18 protein-coding genes are annotated in these 16,932 nt (G+C 71.5%); 5 read left to right on the forward strand and 13 right to left on the reverse strand.

Features of this window, described 5'->3' with window-relative positions; all coding sequences use genetic code 11:
* Positions 1–46: 46 nt before the first annotated feature.
* Positions 47–487: an Lrp/AsnC family transcriptional regulator gene (locus tag M8J74_RS08840; protein WP_030677853.1), complete on the reverse strand. Its 441-nt coding sequence runs from the start codon at positions 485–487 to the stop codon at positions 47–49.
* A gap of 235 nt (positions 488–722) precedes the next feature.
* On the opposite strand from M8J74_RS08840, the gene M8J74_RS08845 reads away from it, so the two are divergent.
* Positions 723–1,157 carry a hypothetical protein gene (locus M8J74_RS08845; protein WP_249835861.1) on the forward strand — a complete coding sequence of 145 codons (435 nt, stop codon included), beginning with the start codon at positions 723–725 and terminating at the stop codon, positions 1,155–1,157.
* Positions 1,158–1,163: 6 nt separating this feature from the next.
* On the opposite strand, the gene M8J74_RS08850 is transcribed toward M8J74_RS08845, so the two are convergent.
* The gene (locus tag M8J74_RS08850; protein ID WP_249835862.1) at positions 1,164–2,261 is read right to left on the reverse strand and encodes a phosphotransferase family protein; all 1,098 of its coding nucleotides are present in this window, start codon (positions 2,259–2,261) and stop codon (positions 1,164–1,166) included.
* A 12-nt stretch (positions 2,262–2,273) separates the two neighbouring features.
* Positions 2,274–3,374: an Rv3169 family protein gene (locus M8J74_RS08855; RefSeq protein WP_249835863.1), complete on the reverse strand. Its 1,101-nt coding sequence runs from the start codon at positions 3,372–3,374 to the stop codon at positions 2,274–2,276.
* Between the two features lie 139 nt (positions 3,375–3,513).
* On the opposite strand from M8J74_RS08855, the gene M8J74_RS08860 reads away from it, so the two are divergent.
* On the forward strand, positions 3,514–3,762 hold the full coding sequence (locus tag M8J74_RS08860) for a hypothetical protein (protein WP_107416192.1): 249 nt from the start codon (positions 3,514–3,516) through the stop codon (positions 3,760–3,762).
* Here the strand turns inward: M8J74_RS08860 and M8J74_RS08865 are convergent.
* On the reverse strand, positions 3,725–4,897 hold the full coding sequence (locus M8J74_RS08865; RefSeq protein ID WP_249835864.1) for an acyl-CoA dehydrogenase: 1,173 nt from the start codon (positions 4,895–4,897) through the stop codon (positions 3,725–3,727). The two genes, M8J74_RS08860 and M8J74_RS08865, sit on opposite strands and share 38 nt — an antisense overlap.
* Positions 4,898–5,245: 348 nt before the next feature.
* On the opposite strand from M8J74_RS08865, the gene M8J74_RS08870 reads away from it, so the two are divergent.
* Positions 5,246–6,472 (forward strand): glycoside hydrolase family 18 protein, encoded by a 1,227-nt coding sequence (locus tag M8J74_RS08870; RefSeq protein ID WP_249835865.1) that lies wholly within the window; start codon positions 5,246–5,248, stop codon positions 6,470–6,472.
* A 55-nt stretch (positions 6,473–6,527) separates the two neighbouring features.
* On the opposite strand, the gene M8J74_RS08875 is transcribed toward M8J74_RS08870, so the two are convergent.
* The 3 genes from M8J74_RS08875 to M8J74_RS08885 form a co-directional block, all read right to left on the reverse strand.
* Positions 6,528–7,187, reverse strand: coding sequence for a TetR/AcrR family transcriptional regulator (locus M8J74_RS08875; RefSeq protein WP_249835866.1), 660 nt, complete (start codon positions 7,185–7,187; stop codon positions 6,528–6,530).
* A 122-nt stretch (positions 7,188–7,309) separates the two neighbouring features.
* Positions 7,310–7,450, reverse strand: coding sequence for an SCO1431 family membrane protein (locus M8J74_RS08880; RefSeq protein ID WP_107416191.1), 141 nt, complete (start codon positions 7,448–7,450; stop codon positions 7,310–7,312).
* 146 nt (positions 7,451–7,596) lie between these two features.
* Positions 7,597–8,949, reverse strand: coding sequence for a C39 family peptidase (locus tag M8J74_RS08885; RefSeq protein WP_249835867.1), 1,353 nt, complete (start codon positions 8,947–8,949; stop codon positions 7,597–7,599).
* A 242-nt stretch (positions 8,950–9,191) separates the two neighbouring features.
* Between M8J74_RS08885 and M8J74_RS08890 the strand changes: the two genes are divergently transcribed.
* The gene (locus M8J74_RS08890) at positions 9,192–9,812 is read left to right on the forward strand and encodes a uridine kinase family protein (RefSeq protein ID WP_249835954.1); all 621 of its coding nucleotides are present in this window, start codon (positions 9,192–9,194) and stop codon (positions 9,810–9,812) included.
* Positions 9,813–10,239: 427 nt separating this feature from the next.
* The gene (locus M8J74_RS08895; RefSeq protein WP_249835868.1) at positions 10,240–12,099 is read left to right on the forward strand and encodes an AAA family ATPase; all 1,860 of its coding nucleotides are present in this window, start codon (positions 10,240–10,242) and stop codon (positions 12,097–12,099) included.
* A gap of 68 nt (positions 12,100–12,167) precedes the next feature.
* Here the strand turns inward: M8J74_RS08895 and M8J74_RS08900 are convergent, their stop codons facing one another.
* From M8J74_RS08900 to ribH, 6 genes are all read right to left on the reverse strand, one after another.
* Entirely contained in the window at positions 12,168–13,244 is a 1,077-nt protein-coding gene (locus M8J74_RS08900) for a hemolysin family protein (protein WP_249835869.1), read from the reverse strand.
* Positions 13,241–14,566: a hemolysin family protein gene (locus tag M8J74_RS08905; protein WP_249835870.1), complete on the reverse strand. Its 1,326-nt coding sequence runs from the start codon at positions 14,564–14,566 to the stop codon at positions 13,241–13,243. The genes M8J74_RS08900 and M8J74_RS08905 overlap by 4 nt, the downstream gene beginning before the upstream one ends.
* A 175-nt stretch (positions 14,567–14,741) precedes the next feature.
* Positions 14,742–15,185 carry a PH domain-containing protein gene (locus M8J74_RS08910; RefSeq protein ID WP_058926551.1) on the reverse strand — a complete coding sequence of 148 codons (444 nt, stop codon included), beginning with the start codon at positions 15,183–15,185 and terminating at the stop codon, positions 14,742–14,744.
* Positions 15,186–15,229: 44 nt separating this feature from the next.
* Positions 15,230–16,078, reverse strand: coding sequence for an ATP phosphoribosyltransferase (hisG, locus tag M8J74_RS08915; RefSeq protein WP_249835871.1), 849 nt, complete (start codon positions 16,076–16,078; stop codon positions 15,230–15,232).
* 48 nt (positions 16,079–16,126) lie between these two features.
* On the reverse strand, positions 16,127–16,399 hold the full coding sequence (locus M8J74_RS08920; RefSeq protein WP_030946750.1) for a phosphoribosyl-ATP diphosphatase: 273 nt from the start codon (positions 16,397–16,399) through the stop codon (positions 16,127–16,129).
* 34 nt (positions 16,400–16,433) lie between these two features.
* On the reverse strand, positions 16,434–16,919 hold the full coding sequence (ribH, locus tag M8J74_RS08925) for a 6,7-dimethyl-8-ribityllumazine synthase (RefSeq protein ID WP_249835872.1): 486 nt from the start codon (positions 16,917–16,919) through the stop codon (positions 16,434–16,436).
* Positions 16,920–16,932 lie beyond the last annotated feature (13 nt).

The raw sequence follows: 16,932 nt of genomic DNA on the forward strand, positions 1-16,932 counted from the left end.
CGACAGTTTCTCGTGCCGCGGTGCCGCGCTCGTACGCGGGTCGGTTTCAGATGCGCGGGGGCCGGGCCTCGTAGGGCGTGGACAGCACCACCGTCGTCCGGGTCGAGACCCCGGCCAGGGACCGCAGCCGGGCCAGCAGCTCCTCCAGCTCGTGGGGGGTGGCCACGCGCACCTTGAGGATGTAGTTCTCGTCGCCCGCGACGCTGTGGCACGCCTCGATCTCGGGCACTCCCGCGAGCCGTTCGGCGATGTCGTCGGGGGCGCTGGGGTCGAAGGGCTTGACCGAGATGAACGCGGTCATGGGCAGTCCGACCGCCTCGGGGTCGACGACCGCGGCATAGCCGCGGATGACGCCCCGCTGTTCCAGCCGCCGCACCCGCTGGTGCACGGCAGACGTGGACAGGCCCGTGGCCTTGCCCAGGTCCGTGTAGCTCATCCGCCCGTCCTTGACGAGCAGCTGAACGATCTGTCGGTCGAGCTCCTCCATGGCGCAAGAACCTACAGGGCGCTTGATCTCCTCCGATACCTCAGCACCCCAGGTCATGCCCGGTTCGTGATGTGGGCCTCCGCCGCGGGCACCTGCGCACGGCATGTGACGAACGCCACACCCCCGGACGCGTCTGCGTGATGGTCTCGTGATTACCGCCGAGACCGGGCGGGAAGTGCTTGCTGTGGTCGAGGCCGCAGCGCCTTCACGGCCCCAGCCCAAGGGGGAGTTATCCATGCAGAGTCTTAAGCGCCCTGGTCGTACCGCGCCCAAGCGGCTCCAGCCGGTGGTCGAGCCCGAGCCGGAGGGCGTCGAACCCGACGAGTTCGACGACGAGCTCGACGCGTACGACACCTTCGAGATGTACCGGGTGATCTGCCCGGACTGCGCCCAGCCCATCGCGCTGCTGGCCGACGAGGAGGTGCTGCCGGAGCACGCGCTGTGCGCCTCGCCGTGGAATCCGTTCGGCCTCACCGTCTGCACCGGCACCGGCCGCCAGGCCACCGAGGCGCGCTCGGCCGACGAGTCGGCCGAGCCCCAGGAGCAGGACACCGCACTGCTGTTGACGCTCCCTCAGGGGCTCGACTGGCGTACGCAGCCCTTCTCGCACGTCGGCGGCCCGGCCTCGCGCCCGATGCGCGTGCCGGTGATGCGTCGCCAGGCCGCCTGAGCCCGCTCAGTACCGGTAACTGCCCTGCACCATGGCGCGCAGACTGCCGTGGTGCAGGATCAGTGTGTCCGGGTCCGCGGGGACCACGGCCTCGCCGAAGTGCACCTGCCGGTAGGCGACGCGCAGCATGACGATCGCCTGCCGCAGGGCCGCGTACAGGATGTAGAAGTCCATGTCGCGCGGTGTGTGGCCGGTGAGTTCGGCGTAGCGGGCCTCGACGCGGTCGCGGCGCAGGAAGTCCGGCAGGCCCCGCTGGCCGAAGGAGACCGTCAGGTCCTGGAAGAAGCGGTGCAGGTAGACGGTCCAGCCGAGGTCGACCTCGCGCGGGGCCGGGGCCGCCATCTCCCAGTCCAGGACGGCGACGGGCTCGAACCCGTCGTAGACGACGTTTCCGATGCGTGCGTCGCCCCAGTTGAGGACCGGTGGGCCCGGATCGGCGGGCCAGGTCCGGGCGAGCCGGTCGAAGGCCGCCTCGATGAGGGGTGAACGGGCGCGTCCGTCGACGACCCAGTCGTAGTAGGCGCGTTGGGCCTCGACATGGCGGTGCAGCGCGTCGCCCTCGCCGGGAAGCGCGAGGAACTCGGCCTGCTCCGGCGGTACTTGGTCGTGCAGTCGGGCGAGCAGCCCGATCGAGGCGGCCTCCAGGTGCCCGCGCTCGGCGTCGCTCGCCGCGTGCAGCCAGTTGCCCTCGTAGGTGTACGGCATGACGTCCGGCGGCACGCGTCCCGCCACCCGCTCCATGACGAAGAACGGCGCGCCGAGCGGTGCTCGGTCCTCCTCCAGCCACAGCACCCTCGGCACCGGCAGGTCGGTGTGCCGGGCGACCAGGCGCATGGTGCGGTACTGGCGCGGCATGTCGTACACCGGGAAGACGGTGTACGCCGCGGGATCGGCCGCCAGTCTCAACGCGCAGGCGCGCAGTGGGGGTTCGGGGTGCTCGAGGTCGAAGAGCAGGGTCTCGCTGGACATGCCGTTGGACTCCGGGACGCGGACGCCGGTCGCCTTGGCGCCGGGCAGGCGGGTGCCGAGCCAGGCGGTGAGGCGGCGGGCGATGTCCTCGGGGTCACGGGTGGTGGTGCGGGGACGCGGCGCGGTGGGTGCCATGTCACATACCGCCTAGGGTGCGACCGATGTGAAGTCCGTGAAGCCGCTCGGGTCGTGCCGCCCGAACGAGCCGTGCTCGAAGATGCCGTGTCCCACCCGCCCGTCCAGGCGGAAGCGTGCCGCGTGGTCGGTGACCCCGTAGGCGGCGAGCGGGTGCACCGCCGTCAGGTCGTAGGTGCGCCGGTCGGTCCAGCCCCGGCCGCGCCAGGTGCCGTGCTGCCAGTCGTCGGCGGGCGGGTAGCCGGCGCCGACGGCGAGCGGGGAGGAGGTGAGGATCTCCACCTCCAGCTCCTGGGGCTTGCGCGGGTCGCCGAGGTGGACGAGGGCGCGCTCGGGGTGACGGGTGCCCGGGCGGTAGGTGATCTCGGGCTGGGGCCAGCCCAGTTGACGATCGCGGTGGCCGGGGCGGACGAGGGTGGCGTCGTTGAGGGTGCGGTAGCCGTCGGCGTCCTCCTGCACGATCACCATCAGGAACCGGTCCTCGAAGCGGACCGGGCACCACAGCCAGTGGAAGCCCTCGGTGGGGTGCTCCTCGGCGAGCCGGCCGCCCTCCTCCCCCGGCAGCGGCCGTACGCCCCAGCTGCGGTCGCGGGTGCCCGTCCAGCCGCCGGCCGTGACGCGGAACTCCTCCCCGGCGGCCCGGACGACCCCCTCCACGCTCCCCGCCTGCACGAAGCGGCGCCCTTCCAGGGTGAGCCGGTCGCCGCGGCGCTGGAGGTGGTGGGGCTCCCACAGAGCGGGGAAGCCGGCGGTCCACAAGAGGTCGTACGACAACGACTCGTCGTCGCAGCGCAGCCGGATCCGGCGCAGCGGCTCCTCCACCTCGATGCGCAGCGGGCCCACCGAGAGCCGCATGCGGTCCTCGCCGAGCGCGTCCGACGCCCGGACGGCGTGCAGCATGTCGCCGGTGCGCAGGGTCGCGTAGGCGTCGATGACGCCGACGTTCGGGTAGACGCCGAGACCGGTGATCAGCAGCGCCCGTCCCTCGTGGTCGAGGACATGGAAGATGCACCGGTCGTAGGCGTTGCGGTCGCCGGTCGCGACGTGCCTCATGGACAGGGCGACCTGGTGCACGGGGTACTCGTCGAGCGGTACGGGACGGTCGTCGGCCATGCCACACCTCCCTGGGGACGGCTTGGCTGACGGTACGTCAGGTGGCGTCGACCCACCAGATCCGCGGGCGGACAACCGCGAACTCACGGTCGATTCCGGGGACGGGTGACCTGCCCCATTGCCTTTCCGTTGCCTTGGTATGACCTCGACCTACGCAGCGGCCCAGCGGCAGCGCCGGGTGTTCGTGCCTCCGCCCACAGGAACGGTTCCGCGTCCCCCGGCGCCGCCCCAGGACCCGCCCATCTACCGTGATCTGCTGCGCGCCTGGGCCGACCGGGGCCGCACCCTGCCCGGGCGCCACGACCCCGAGTGGGCCCGGCTCGCGGCGCCGCAGGTCAGAACCGGCGAGTTCAGCGGGTTTCCGGACCCGCGAGGTGACGGGCGATGACCATCCGCTGGATCTGGTTGGTGCCCTCGACGATCTGCAGGACCTTGGCCTCGCGCATGTAGCGCTCGGCCGGGAAGTCGGCGGTGTAGCCGTAGCCGCCGAGGATCTGCACGGCGTCCGTGGTGACCTTCATGGCCGTGTCGGTGCAGTGCAGCTTGGCCATCGCCGCCTCCTTGGCGAACGGCCGTCCGGCGTCGCGCAGCCGCGCGGCGGTCAGATACAGCGCCCGGCCCGCCTCGATCTGGGTCGCCATGTCGGCGATCATGAAGCGCAGGCCCTGGAAGTCGGCGATCGGCCGTCCGAACTGCCGCCGGTCGGTGGCGTACGCGACCGCCTCGTCGAGCGCGGCCTGGGCCAGGCCGATCGCACAGGCCGCGATGCCGAGCCGGCCGGAGTCGAGCGAGGACAGGGCGATCGCGAAGCCCTGGCCCTCCTCCCCGATGCGCCGCTCGTCGGGCACCCGCACCCCGTCGAAGTGAACCTGGGCGGTCGGTGAGCCCTTCATGCCCATCTTCTTCTCGGGCACCGCGCCGCTGAGGCCCTCGGCGTCGCCCGGGACCAGGAACGCGGTGATGCCGCGCGGCCCCTCCTCGCCCGTGCGGGCCATGACCGTGTAGAAGTCGGCGATCCCGCCGTGCGTGATCCAGGCCTTGGTGCCGGTGATCACCCAGTCCTCGCCGTCCCGCACCGCCCTCGTTCGCAGGGAGGCCGCGTCCGAGCCGGAGGACGGCTCCGAGAGGCAGTACGCCCCCAGCAGGCCCCCGCCGAGCATCGCGGGCAGGTACTCGATCTGCTGCTGCTTGGAGCCGTAGGCGGCGAGCGCGTAGCAGGCGAGGGTGTGGACGCTGACTCCGAGGCCCACGGTGAGACGGGCCGCGGCGAGCTCCTCGAGCACCTGGAGGTAGACCTCGTAGGGCTGGTCGCCTCCGCCGCACTCGGAGTCGTAGGGCAGACCGAGCAGTCCCGCCTTGGACAGCAGCGTGAAGACCTCGCGCGGGAAGCGTCCCGCGTCCTCCTCCTCGGCCGCCTTCGGAGCGATCTCGCGCTGGGCGATGTCGCGGACGAGCGAGATCAGATCCCGGGCCTCGTCCGTGGGCAGTTGACGGTCCACCGGCTGCGCGGCGCGATCGGGCATGGCGACGCTCTCCTCCCTCTTTCGGGCACATCGGCGGACGTGCGCCTTGGGTGGGGGCGGCCGCCGGGTCTTCCACGGGCCCAGCCGACGCTCGCCCTCCCGGGTCTCGGAAGCTGCTGACCAGCGGCTGTGCGCTGTGAGTATGCCCGATCGGGGCCATCCCGTCACCAGTTAACGACCGCTTACTTCAAGAATATCCGAAGCGGCTCACGACGCGTTCCGGCCGGCACCTCATTGGTCCGCACCATTGACCCGACTGGTCTAGTCCTCCTAGGGTTCATGACCAACGCTTTACCGCGTTCATGCCAATCGGCGCGCGTTCCCCTCTCCCCCACGAGGAGACACCCGATGCACTTCCCCCACCACGCCCGCTTCCGGGCACTGCTGTCCGCCGCCTGCTGCGCCGCTCTCGGCGCCGGGCTGCTGGCCGGCGCGAGCACGGCCACCGCGGAGCCCTCGGCCCGGGAGGCGGCCGGCTCCAAGGTCGTCGGCTACTTCACCGAATGGGGCACCTACGACCGCAAGTACTACGTCAAGAACATCGAGACCTCCGGCTCGGCGGCGAAGCTCACGCACATCAACTACGCCTTCGGCAACGTCACCGGCGGCAAGTGCGCGATGGGCGACTCCTACGCGGCGACCGACCGCGCCTACACCGCCGCCGAGTCGGTGGACGGGGTCGCCGACACCTGGGACCAGCCGCTGCGCGGCACCTTCAACCAGCTGCTGAAGCTGAAGAAGAAGCACCCGGGACTGAAGATCATCTGGTCCTTCGGTGGCTGGACCTGGTCCAGCGGCTTCGGTGAGGCCTCGAAGAACCCGGCCGCGTTCGCCCAGTCCTGCTACGACCTGGTGAACAACCCCAAGTGGGCGGGCCTGTTCGACGGCATCGACATCGACTGGGAGTACCCCAACGCCTGCGGCAACACCTGCGACTCCAGCGGCCGGGAAGCCTTCAAGAACCTGATGGCGGCGCTGCGTTCGAAGTTCGGCGGCGGCGCGCTCGTCACCGCCGCGATCACCGCCGACGCCACCGCCGGGGGCCGGATCGACGCGGCGGACTACGCGGGCGCGGCCCCGTACGTGAACTGGTACAACCCGATGACGTACGACTACTTCGGCGCCTGGGACGCGAGCGGCCCGACGGCCCCGCACTCCGCGCTGACCTCCTACCCGGGCATCCCCAAGCCCGAGTTCAACACGTCGGCCACCATCGCCAAGCTCAGGGGACTGGGCGTTCCGGCCGCCAAGCTGCTGCTCGGCATCGGCTTCTACGGCCGCGGCTGGACGGGCGTGACCCAGGCCGCACCGGGCGGCACGGCGACCGGCCCGGCGGCGGGCACCTACGAGCAGGGCATCGAGGACTACAAGGTCCTCAAGGCCAAGTGCCCGGCGAACGGCACGGTGGGCGGCACCGCCTACGCCAAGTGCGGCAGCGACTGGTGGAGTTACGACACGCCCTCGACCATCGCGACGAAGATGACGTACAAGAACCAGCAGGAGCTCGGCGGCACGTTCTTCTGGGAGCTGAGCGGGGACACGGCGAGCGGGGAGCTGATCAAGGCCATCAACTGACCGTGAGCGCAAGGCACTTGGGGCAAGGGCGCGGGACCGTCCCGGGCGCCTCGCCTCAGGTGTCGCGGCGGGCCGGGGCCGGGGCCGGGTAGGCCGGGTCGAGTTCCTCGACGGCGCGCATCGAGCCGCCGAGGTTCTTGACCAGCAGTTCGCGCATCTGGTCACGGGTGAGCGAGGGGCGGTCGATCCAGTCGAGGACGGCGCCCTCGACGCCGCACACCCAGCTGAACAGGCCCATGCGGGCGAGCGGCGAGATGTCGGTGCGGCCGTAGGCGCCGTCGGCGATGGTGGCCACGATCGCCTCGCGCACCCCGTCCCGGATGGCCTGCACCTCGGCGTCGAAGCCGACCCCGCCGCTGACGATCGTGCGGTAGGCGGCCTGGTTGTGCTCGGCCCAGCGCAGATAGCTCTCCATGGTGCGGTGGACCCGGTCCAGCTGCTCCAGTTCGACGCCGCTCGCCGCGAAACTGACGAGGTCGGCGACCGAGTCGTGGATGATCGCCAGGTAGTAGCCGCGCTTGGACTGGAAGTAGTAGTAGATCAGCCCCTTGGCGACCCGCGCCTGCTTGGCTATGTCGTCCATGGACAGTGCGTCGTAGGAGGTGTCGGCGAACAACTTCCGCCCGATGGCGATGAGTTCGGCGCGGCGCGCCAGCGAGCGTTCGGTGCCGCGCGCTCGGGGACGGGCGCCGTCGCGCCGTTCGCTGATCTTCAATTTCGACCCTGGTCTCGGGCGGGGTGGCGGGACATCCGAAGTATGTCAGAACAACAACGTCCACTCGTTCGACTCTGATCGACGAGCGGGCGCGCGGCGGACGCGGGCCGTCCCCCGCCGGATCACAGCAGGCCGAGCTGGGTGACGAGCATGGCGACGACCATGACGAGGGTCCAGCCCATGACGTGCTCGAGGACCTTCGAGCCGTCGTTCCCGGGACCGCCGGTGCGGGTGCGGACGGCGGTGGCGGAGTGTGCGGTCATGGTGTCTCACTGAGGTCGGACGCGTGCGGTGGACTCCCCCCACCCTTCTGTCCACCTTGCCACCCCGGACGGCTTTCGCGGCGGAGACGTCGGTCACAGCGTGCAGGCCCCGGTTCGTCCGGGGCCTGCACGCTCCCACCGTGCCGTCAGCGCACACCCACCGCGGCCAGCGCCCTGCGCATACGGATGCCGAGCCGCGCGGGGAAGTACAGGTAGCAGACGCCGCCGCTGCCCGAGACGACCTTGCCCGAGGCGTTGTACCGCTTGGTCCGCAGCCAGATGTTCTCAAATTCCCGCCGCGCGTACACCCGTCGCACCGCCTCGTCGTCCGGCGAGAACGGGTCGTTGGCGATCACGTCGCCGTCGGCGGTGAAGCCGATGACGGTCATCAGGTGCCCCGCGGTGCCGTAACCGGCCCCGGTCAGCTCCCCCTTGAGGAACGACTGGGACGTGATGGCCGGGATGCCGGCGCCGATCAGCGTCTCCAGGTCGGTGAGCGAGCCGAGCCGGGTGACGACGCCCTGCAGTCCCTTGTACGTGGCCGCGTAGGCGGCGTTGAACGGCCAGTTGCCGCAGCCCTCGTACTGGTAGTCGTAGGTGTAGCGGGCCGCGTGATCGACCTGCGGGTCGGCGTAGGAGGGGTCCACCCAGGACAGCTGCTCGGGGGTGAGCCGCCCGCCCCAGTACTCGATGATCATCTGCGAGGAGGTGGGGCTGCACCACGCCTCGCCGCCGTTGTCGTACTCGGGGTACTGGCCCTTGTGGATCTCCTGCGAGTACCGCGGGACGAGCAGCTCCTTGGCCGGGCCGGGGGTGGAGGCCGGGACGGTGAAGCGGTCGGGGACGTCGGAGCCCATCGCGCCGAGCCGCCACACGGTGGGGGTGAGGTCGGTGCCGGGCCTGCGGTAGAGGGTGAGGCGGAGGCGGTAGGCGACCAGGCGCAGCCCGGTGGTGGCGTCGTCGACGGCAAAGGTGTCGGTCCAGATGCTGCTCCTGCCGTCGCCCTGGCCGTCGACCGAGGTCCGCCTGATGTCCTCGTCGCCCGCCGCCCAGCGGCCCATCACGTACCAGGGGGTCTCGGTGCCGTCGGAGTACGTGCCGTGCAGTTCGACCTGGAGCCAGGTGCCGGCCGGGGTGTGCGCGTTCCAGGAGGCGATCGCCTCGGTGGCCGGCACCCGCAGCCGGTGCACCGGGGAGGTCCAGGTCGCGTACTCCCAGGAGGCGGTCCTGCCGGTGTGCGGGTCGGTGTAGTCCACCGTGCCGGCCGGGTGCGCGAGGACGACGCCGGGACGCACCCCCGCGACGGCACGGGCGCCCTGCGCGCTGCCGGCGCGCCAGTCGGTGTACGAGGTCCAGGCACGGTAGTCCACCGTGCGGGCGGGCTCCTCGGCGGTGTCCGCCGCGTCGGCCACGCCCTGGGTGACCGAGGGGCCGGCCACCGCCGCGGCGACCGCCGCGGCGAGAACGGTTCGGCGGGACGGCTGTTCGGCTCTGCTCATGGGTGGGATGACCCCCAGGTGTCCGAGTCGGGGCAGGTCCGATCGCACAGCGGTGCACCACTTTTGACATGCACCGTTGTGCGCCCACTATGGCCGCCGACCGGCCCCGCGGCCAGCACTTCGGGCCGTGCCGCGCGCATCAATATTGGTCTGCACCACTGGCGTCACCTGCCAGGACGCGGCCGGGGCCGGTCTAGACTGGCCCCGAGGACCCCACCCCTCCCCCGAGTCAAGGAACGACGATTCAGCACCTCGCCTCCCTGCTCCGCCGGCTGCCCCCGTCCTGCGGCCCGGTCCGTCTGGTCGGCGTCGACGGACACGCCGGGTCGGGGAAGACCACGTTCGCCGGGCGGTTGGCCCGGGCCCTGGACGACGCCCCGGTGCTGCACCTCGACGACATCGCCACCCACGACGAGCTGTTCGCGTGGACCGGCCGGCTCCGGGCCGAGGTGATCGACCCGCTCCTGCGCGGCGAGACCGCCCACTACGCCCCCTACGACTGGCGGGCCCGCCGCCCCACCGCCCCCCGGGCCCTGCCGCCGGCCCCCGTGATCCTCGTCGAGGGCGTCGGCGCGGGCCGCAGCGCCCTGCGCCCGCACCTCGCCCAGCTGCTGTGGATGGAGTTGCCGCACGAGGAGTCCTGGAATCGAGGGCGCCTGCGGGACGGGGAGGAGCAGCGGGAGTTCTGGGCCGCGTGGGTCCGCGCGGAACGGCGGCACTTCGCCGAGGATCCCTCCCGGCCCTTCGCCGACCTGCTGGTACGGCAGGGCGAAAAGGGATATGTGGTGCTGCCGGGACCCGCGCACACACTTGGACCGGACCAGGCGAACACGCACAGTGACGGACCATCCGCAGTGTGCTGAACTTGTGAAGATCGGCGCGCGGGAACTTCCCGGAGGGCCTCAACTCGGCTTGACCGAGGGGCCGTACAGGTCTTACGTTTCCAATGTGCGGTCAAGCGCGGCCGCCCACGCACGCGAAGCCCCCGGTTGTTCCCCCGTGATCGGGGGCTTCGTTCTGCCCTCAGCCGCCCATCCGGACGCTGTGCGCCGCGTTTTGCTCACCCTCGGTCACCGTCCGATCCGGGGCTCATCCGCTCCCACCTCGCCAAACGTCCTGTGCGGCACCCTTCGACGGGCGACACAGCGCAGGTACGATGCCCTCGGTGCGACCTAGGACGACGGCTGCGCGCACCGCAACTCCGGTCCGCGGTACGGCGGTTCGATCAAGGAGGCCACCGGGTGACCGCCCGGCGGCCAACCGACGGGGGCACGGTTTGTGGGGGACGTGATGGACTTCGGCACGCAGGGCCCCGAGGCCCCGGCCGACCTCGCCTGGCTGCGAGGTGTGGACGCCTACACGATGGGCGCCTATCCACAGGCGGAGGAGGAGTTCCGGGCCGCGGTGCGGATGGACCCCGGGATGGCCGACGGCTGGCTCGGGCTGCACGCGCTGCGCGTCGACACGACGACCGCGCTGCTCAGGATGTTCCGCCACCGGGACCGCTTCGGGGAACAGCGCGCCCGGCACCGCCGCGCCCTCAACTCCTGGTACTGGCTGGGCTGGTGGGTGCAGCCGGTGCTGGAGAGCCCGCGCGACCTGCTGCTCGCCCACGCCTCGCACTGGCTGGACGGCCGCCACGTGCCGGAGCTGGACCGGGCGCTGGCCGGGCTGCCGCCCGTCGACACCGACCACCAGGTCCGGTTCCTGCACGCCTGCCGCGCCTACCTGGTCAAGGACTGGGAGCAACTCGTCCGGCACACCGACCCGTTGATCGACGACCCGCTGCTGGGCATCGAGGCGGGCCTGTTCGGCGGGATGGCCCGGGTCCGGCTGGAGATGTACCGCCAGGCCGAACCCCTGCTGGCGGCCGCCCTGATGCGCTGCCGCAGCGAACAGCCGCAGCGCAAGGAGCTGCGCTACTGGCTGGCCCGCGCGCACGAGGGGACGGGCCGCTCCGCCGCCGCGCTCCCCCTGTACCGGGCCGTGCACCGCGTCGACCCCGCCTTCATGGACACCTCGGCCCGGCTCGCCGCGATCGCCGAGGGCGACGGCTACGACGACTCCGCCGATCTCGCGGCGATCGCGCTGTCCGGCGGCCAGGACGTGCTGGAGGGCCCCGACGGGTTCGACCCGCTCTTCGGCTCCGACGGCCGGGAGCTCAGGTTCCCCGAGCCCGACCTGCCGCCGGCCGGGTCAATGCCGTCCACGATCGATCCGCTGGTGCGGGAGAAGACCGTCCCCGGCACGCCGCTGCCCGCCGGTCCCACCGACCCCGCGCTGCTGGAGGAGGCGCTCGCCGAGCTCGAGCGCATGGTGGGCCTGGAACCCGTCAAGCGCCAGGTCAAGGCGCTGTCCGCGCAACTGAACATGGCGCGGCTGCGGACCGGCCAGGGGCTGCCGGTCCAGCCGCCCAAGCGGCACTTCGTCTTCTCCGGCCCCTCCGGCACCGGCAAGACCACGGTGGCCCGCATCCTGGGCCGCGTCTTCTACGCCCTCGGGCTGCTCGGCGGCGACCACCTGGTGGAGGCCCAGCGCGCCGACCTGGTGGGCGAGTACCTGGGCCAGACGGCCGTGAAGGCCAACGAGCTGATCGACTCCGCCATCGGCGGCGTGCTCTTCGTCGACGAGGCCTACTCGCTCTCCAACTCCGGCTACGGCAAGGGCGACGCGTACGGCGACGAGGCGCTGCAGGTCCTGCTGAAGCGGGCCGAGGACAACCGGGACCACCTGGTGGTGATCCTGGCCGGCTACCCGGAGGGCATGGACCGGCTGCTGGCCGCCAACCCCGGACTGTCGTCCCGCTTCACCACCCGCGTCGACTTCCCGTCCTACCGGCCCCTCGAACTGACCTCCATCGGTGAGGTGCTGGCCGCCGACAACGGTGACGTGTGGGACGAGGAGGCGCTGGACGAGCTGCGCTCGATCGCCGGGCACGTCGTGGACCAGGGGTGGATCGACGAGCTGGGCAACGGACGGTTCCTGCGGACGCTGTACGAGAAGAGCTGCGCGTACCGCGACCTGCGGCTGTCGACGTATCCGGGCGCGCTGTCCCGTGACGACTTGTCGACGCTGCGACTGCCGGACCTGATGCAGGCGTACGGCGAGGTGCTGTCCGGGCGGGGCCCGCAGGACCCTTCGGGGACCTGAGCCGGGCGCCTACGAGCCGGCTTGTCGCGCGGTTCCCCGCACCCCTTTCAGGGCGCGGGGACTCCGCGTCAGCCGGGCAGGGCCGCTTCTTCCTTCGGCTCGGCCAGCCGCGGGGCGGGCGGGACCTCCCGGTGCGCCGGGTCCGTCACCTCGCCGACCAGCAGCTCCAGGACGTCCTCCAGCGCCACCAGGCCCAGCACCTTGCCGGACCCGTCGGCCACCTGCGCCAGATGGGTGGCCGCGCGGCGCATGACCGTCAGGGCGTCGTCCAGCGGGAGGTCGGAGCGCAGGGTCGTCATCGGCCGCCACAGCTGCTGCGGCACGGCCCGCTCGGAGTCCTCCAGGTCGAGTACGTCCTTCACGTGCAGGTAGCCCATGAAGGCGCCGTTGACCGCGGCGACCGGGAAACGGGAGTACCCGGTGCGGGCGGTCAGCTCGACGATCCGCCCCGGGGTGACCGACGGCGGGACCGTCACCAGCGACTCCCGCTTCAGGAGCACGTCCGTCACCGGGCGGGAGCCCAGCTCGAGGGCGTCCTCCAGGCGTTCCTGCTCCTCGGGGTCGAGGAGGCCGGCCTGACCGGCGTCCTCCACCAGCCGGTTGAGCTGCTCGCTGGTGAAGACGGACTCCACCTCGTCCTTCGGCTCGACACGGAAGAGCCGCAGGATGCCCCGGGCGCAGGCGCCGAGGGCCACGGTGATCGGCTTGCAGATGCGGGCGAAGTAGACCAGCCCGGGGCTCAGCCACAGCGCGGCCTTCTCCGGGGCGGCCATGGCCAGGTTCTTCGGGACCATCTCGCCGATGACCAGGTGGAAGAAGACCACCGCGGCCAGCGCGATGACATAGCCCAGCGGGTGGATCATGCCCTCCGGCAGGTGGATCCACTCGAAGACCGGTTCCAGCAGGTGGGCCACCGTCGGTTCGGCGACGGCGCCCAGGGTCAGCGAGCAGACCGTGATGCCGAACTGGGCCGCCGCCATCATCTGGGGCAGCCGCTCCAGGCCGTAGAGGACCTGGCGGGACCGTGCCGTGCCGAGCGGTTCGATCTGGCTGCGGCGGACCGAGACCAGGGCGAACTCGGCGCCGACGAAGAAGCCGTTGGCGAGCACGAGCAGGCCGGCGAACAGGAGTTGGAGCACGCTCATCGGGCGACCTCCACGACCGGGCCGGTGCGCACCAGGCGGACCCGCTCGGCGCGGTAGTGGCCGACGCGGCGCACGGTGAGCCGCCAGCCGGGCAGTTCGGCCCGGTCGCCGGCGGCCGGGATGCGGCCGAGCAGGTCGGCGACGAGCCCGGCGACGGTCTCGTACGGACCCTCGGGCACGTCCAGGCCTATGCGCTGCAGGATGTCGACGCGGCAGCTGCCGTCGGCGTCCCAGGCGGGCTTGCCGTCCTCCGGCGGGGCGGCGGCGAGCTCGGGCACGTCCTGGCCGTCGTGCTCGTCGCGGACCTCGCCGACGATCTCCTCGACGATGTCCTCCAGCGTCACCACGCCCGCCGTGCCGCCGTACTCGTCGACGACGACCGCGATGGGCTGCTCGCTGCGCAGCTGGGCCAGCAGCGGCTGGACCGGCAGGGTCTCGGGGACCAGCAGGGCCGGGCGGGCGATGCGGACCACGGGGGTGCGCAGCCGTTCGTGCACGGGGACCGCGAGCGCGTCCTTCAGGTGGACCATGCCGACGACCTCGTCGATCTTCTCCTTGTAGACGGGGAAGCGGGACAGGCCGGTGGCCCGGGTGAGGTTGACCACGTCCTCGGCGGTCGCCGAGGACTGCAGCGCGCTGACCTTCACGCGCGGGGTCATGACGTGCTGGGCGGTCAGCTCGGCGAGCGACAGCGTCCGCACGAAGAGGTCGGCGGTGTCCTGCTCCAGGGCGCCGGCCTGCGCGGAGTGCCGGGCCAGGGAGACCAGTTCGCCGGGGGTGCGGGCGGAGGCCAGCTCCTCGGCGGGCTCGACGCCCAGGGCGCGCACCAGGCGGTTGGCGACCGTGTTCAGCGCGGCGATGACCGGGCGGAACAGCCGGGCGAAGACATGCTGCGGGCCGGCCACGAAACGGGCGACCTGCATGGGCTTGGACACCGCCCAGTTCTTGGGCACGAGTTCGCCGATCACCATCTGCACGGCCGAGGCCAGCAGCATCCCGACGACGACCGCGACGCCCGAGACCGCGCCGGCGGGGACGCCGACGGCCGTGAACGGGCCGTGCAGCAGCCGGGCCAGCGCCGGTTCGGCGAGCATGCCGACGACGAGGGAGGTGATGGTGATGCCGAGCTGGGTGCCGGAGAGCTGGAAGGAGAGTTCCTTCAGCGACTCGGCGACCCTGCGGGCGCGTTTGTCGCCCTCGGCGGCGGCCTTCTCGGCGTCCGTGGACTCGACCGTGACCAGGCCGAACTCGGCGGCCACGAAGAAGCCGTTCGCGAGGATCAGCAGGAACGCCGCTCCGAGGAGCAGCAGGGGGGTGGTCATGATGCCGCCGCCTCGGTATGTCGGGAGGGGGCGGCGCAGGTACTACAGGACGATCCGTCCATCGCTGGAGGGAGTCACTCCTCGGGTAGCAGGGGCAGCCGGTGTCCGCGGGAGCACCGGCGGCGGAGGCGCGACGAAAACGCCTCCGCCAACAGATTAATCAAGACCGGGGTCTCTAGGGCAGATCCCTCGGCGAGCGGGCTTCGGCGAGGGCGCGCAGGGTGCGCGCGTCGGCGATGGCCCGGTCCCTGGCGATGCCGGGCTGGATGCCGAGGGCCGGCAGGCTGGTGCCGTCGCTGAGGTCGAGGAACACCCAGGGGTCGCCGGGGCGCAGGTTGACGTGCAGGATCTCGGGCCAGTCCAGGTGCCGCCGGGTGGCGATGTTGACCACGGTGACGCCGGTGTCGTCGGCGACCACCTTCACTCTGGCGAGCAGCGCCAGAACGCCGGCCATCAGGGCGCCGGTGAGGATGAAGCTGAGCCGCTCCCCCGGGCCGAGGCCCTCCAGCAGCAGCGCGACCGCGGTGATGACGACGAAGATCGCGACGGCGGCGGTGAGCAGGACCGCGCGGGTGCGGCCCGGCCGGAACGTGACGGGAAGGGTGGGCAGGTCGGACATCTCTCAGGCTCTCCGGGGCTTCCTGCGGGTGTCAGAGACGGCTGTCACAGACGGCAGGCGTGGATGGCCGTGGTCAGGATGGCCCGGGCGCCGATGTCGTAGAGGTCGTCCATGATCCGCTGGGCCTCCTTGGCGGGGACCATCGCGCGGACGGCGACCCAGCCCTCGTTGTGCAGCGGGGAGACGGTCGGGGACTCCAGGCCGGGGGTGAGCGCGACGGCCTTCTCCAGCTGCTCGACCCGGCAGTCGTAGTCCATCATCACGTACGTCCTGGCCACCAGGACGCCCTGGAGCCTGCGCAGGAACTGCTGCACCTTGGGCTCCTGGCCGTCCGCGCCGGTGCGGCGGATGACGACGGCCTCGGACTTCATGATGGGCTCGCCGAAGACCTCCAGGCCGGCGTTGCGCAGCGAGGTGCCGGTCTCGACGACGTCGGCGATGACCTCGGCGACACCGAGCTCGATGGCGGTCTCCACGGCGCCGTCGAGGTGGACGACGGAGGCGTCGACGCCGTTCTCGGCCAGGTGGCCGGCGACGATGCCCTCGTAGGAGGTGGCGACGGTCTTGCCCTTGAGGTCCGCCAGGCCCGTCGCGGCACCCGGCTTGGAGGCGAAGCGGAAGGTGGAGCGGGCGAAGCCGAGCGGCAGGATCTCCTCGGCGTCGGCGCCGGAGTCGACCAGCAGGTCACGGCCGGTGATGCCGATGTCGAGCTGACCGGAGGAGACGTAGATCGCGATGTCGCGGGGGCGGAGGTAGAAGAACTCGACGTCGTTCGTCGGGTCGACGGTCCGCAGTTCCTTGGACTCGCGGCGTTGCCGGTAGCCGGCCTCATGCAGCATCTCCGCCGCAGGTCCTGAGAGGGAACCCTTGTTGGGGACGGCGATGCGCAGCATGAGGTCGGCTTCCTTCGCGTGTGTTTCGGGTGGGAACGGTGGTGCGGCTTACAGGTGGGCGTAGACGTCGTCCAGGGAGATGCCGCGGGCGACCATCATCACCTGGACGTGGTACAGCAGCTGCGAGATCTCCTCGGCGGCCGCCTCCTTGCCCTCGTACTCGGCGGCCATCCAGACCTCGGCGGCCTCCTCGACGACCTTCTTGCCGATGGCATGGACGCCCTTGCCGACCAGTTCAGCGGTGCGGGAGGTGGCGGGATCGCCGTGGGCGGCCTTGTGCTGGAGCTCGGTGAAGAGCTCCTCGAACGTCTTATTGGACATGGTGAGCGTCAGACTACGCCAAAGGGACGTTGGCTCAGTGCCACGGTTCAGATACTGAGCGGAGGGTGGCCGCGGTCGCCACCGCCGCCGTCACCGCCTCGTGCCCCTTGTCCTCGTTGGAGCCCGCAAGGCCCGCCCGGTCCAGCGCCTGCTCCTCGTTGTCACAGGTCAGCAGGCCGAAGCCGACCGGGACGCCGGTGTCGACGGAGACCTGGGTGAGGCCCTGGGTGACGCCCTGGCACACGTAGTCGAAGTGCGGGGTGCCGCCGCGGATGACGACGCCGAGGGCGACGATCGCGTCGTAGCCGCGGCCCGCGAGGACCTTGGCGACCACCGGGAGCTCCCAGCTGCCGGGGACCCTGAGAAGGGTCGGCTCGTCGATGCCGAGGTCGTGCAGGGCGCGCAGCGCGCCGTCCACCAGGCCGTCCATCACCTTTTCGTGCCACTGCGCCGCGATGACGGCGACCCGCAGGTCTCCGACGTTGCGTACGGACAGCTCCGGTGCGCCCTTGCCGCTCACGTTCTTCTGTCTC

The organism is Streptomyces panaciradicis (genome assembly GCF_023516615.1).
GTDB lineage: Bacteria > Actinomycetota > Actinomycetes > Streptomycetales > Streptomycetaceae > Streptomyces > Streptomyces panaciradicis.

What these genes read in the sequence shown, in the direction of transcription:
- M8J74_RS08870 (WP_249835865.1), top strand. Translation starts at nt 5,246, where the DNA reads ATGCACTTCCCCCACCACGCCCGCTTCCGGGCACTGCTGTCCGCCGCC.
- M8J74_RS08900 (WP_249835869.1), bottom strand. Translation starts at nt 13,244, where the DNA reads ATGAGCGTGCTCCAACTCCTGTTCGCCGGCCTGCTCGTGCTCGCCAAC.
- M8J74_RS08845 (WP_249835861.1), top strand. Translation starts at nt 723, where the DNA reads ATGCAGAGTCTTAAGCGCCCTGGTCGTACCGCGCCCAAGCGGCTCCAG.
- M8J74_RS08920 (WP_030946750.1), bottom strand. Translation starts at nt 16,399, where the DNA reads ATGTCCAATAAGACGTTCGAGGAGCTCTTCACCGAGCTCCAGCACAAG.
- M8J74_RS08850 (WP_249835862.1), bottom strand. Translation starts at nt 2,261, where the DNA reads ATGGCACCCACCGCGCCGCGTCCCCGCACCACCACCCGTGACCCCGAG.
- M8J74_RS08880 (WP_107416191.1), bottom strand. Translation starts at nt 7,450, where the DNA reads ATGACCGCACACTCCGCCACCGCCGTCCGCACCCGCACCGGCGGTCCC.
- M8J74_RS08905 (WP_249835870.1), bottom strand. Translation starts at nt 14,566, where the DNA reads ATGACCACCCCCCTGCTGCTCCTCGGAGCGGCGTTCCTGCTGATCCTC.
- M8J74_RS08895 (WP_249835868.1), top strand. Translation starts at nt 10,240, where the DNA reads ATGGACTTCGGCACGCAGGGCCCCGAGGCCCCGGCCGACCTCGCCTGG.
- M8J74_RS08910 (WP_058926551.1), bottom strand. Translation starts at nt 15,185, where the DNA reads ATGTCCGACCTGCCCACCCTTCCCGTCACGTTCCGGCCGGGCCGCACC.
- M8J74_RS08885 (WP_249835867.1), bottom strand. Translation starts at nt 8,949, where the DNA reads ATGAGCAGAGCCGAACAGCCGTCCCGCCGAACCGTTCTCGCCGCGGCG.
- hisG (WP_249835871.1), bottom strand. Translation starts at nt 16,078, where the DNA reads ATGCTGCGCATCGCCGTCCCCAACAAGGGTTCCCTCTCAGGACCTGCG.
- M8J74_RS08840 (WP_030677853.1), bottom strand. Translation starts at nt 487, where the DNA reads ATGGAGGAGCTCGACCGACAGATCGTTCAGCTGCTCGTCAAGGACGGG.
- M8J74_RS08860 (WP_107416192.1), top strand. Translation starts at nt 3,514, where the DNA reads ATGACCTCGACCTACGCAGCGGCCCAGCGGCAGCGCCGGGTGTTCGTG.
- M8J74_RS08865 (WP_249835864.1), bottom strand. Translation starts at nt 4,897, where the DNA reads ATGCCCGATCGCGCCGCGCAGCCGGTGGACCGTCAACTGCCCACGGAC.
- M8J74_RS08855 (WP_249835863.1), bottom strand. Translation starts at nt 3,374, where the DNA reads ATGGCCGACGACCGTCCCGTACCGCTCGACGAGTACCCCGTGCACCAG.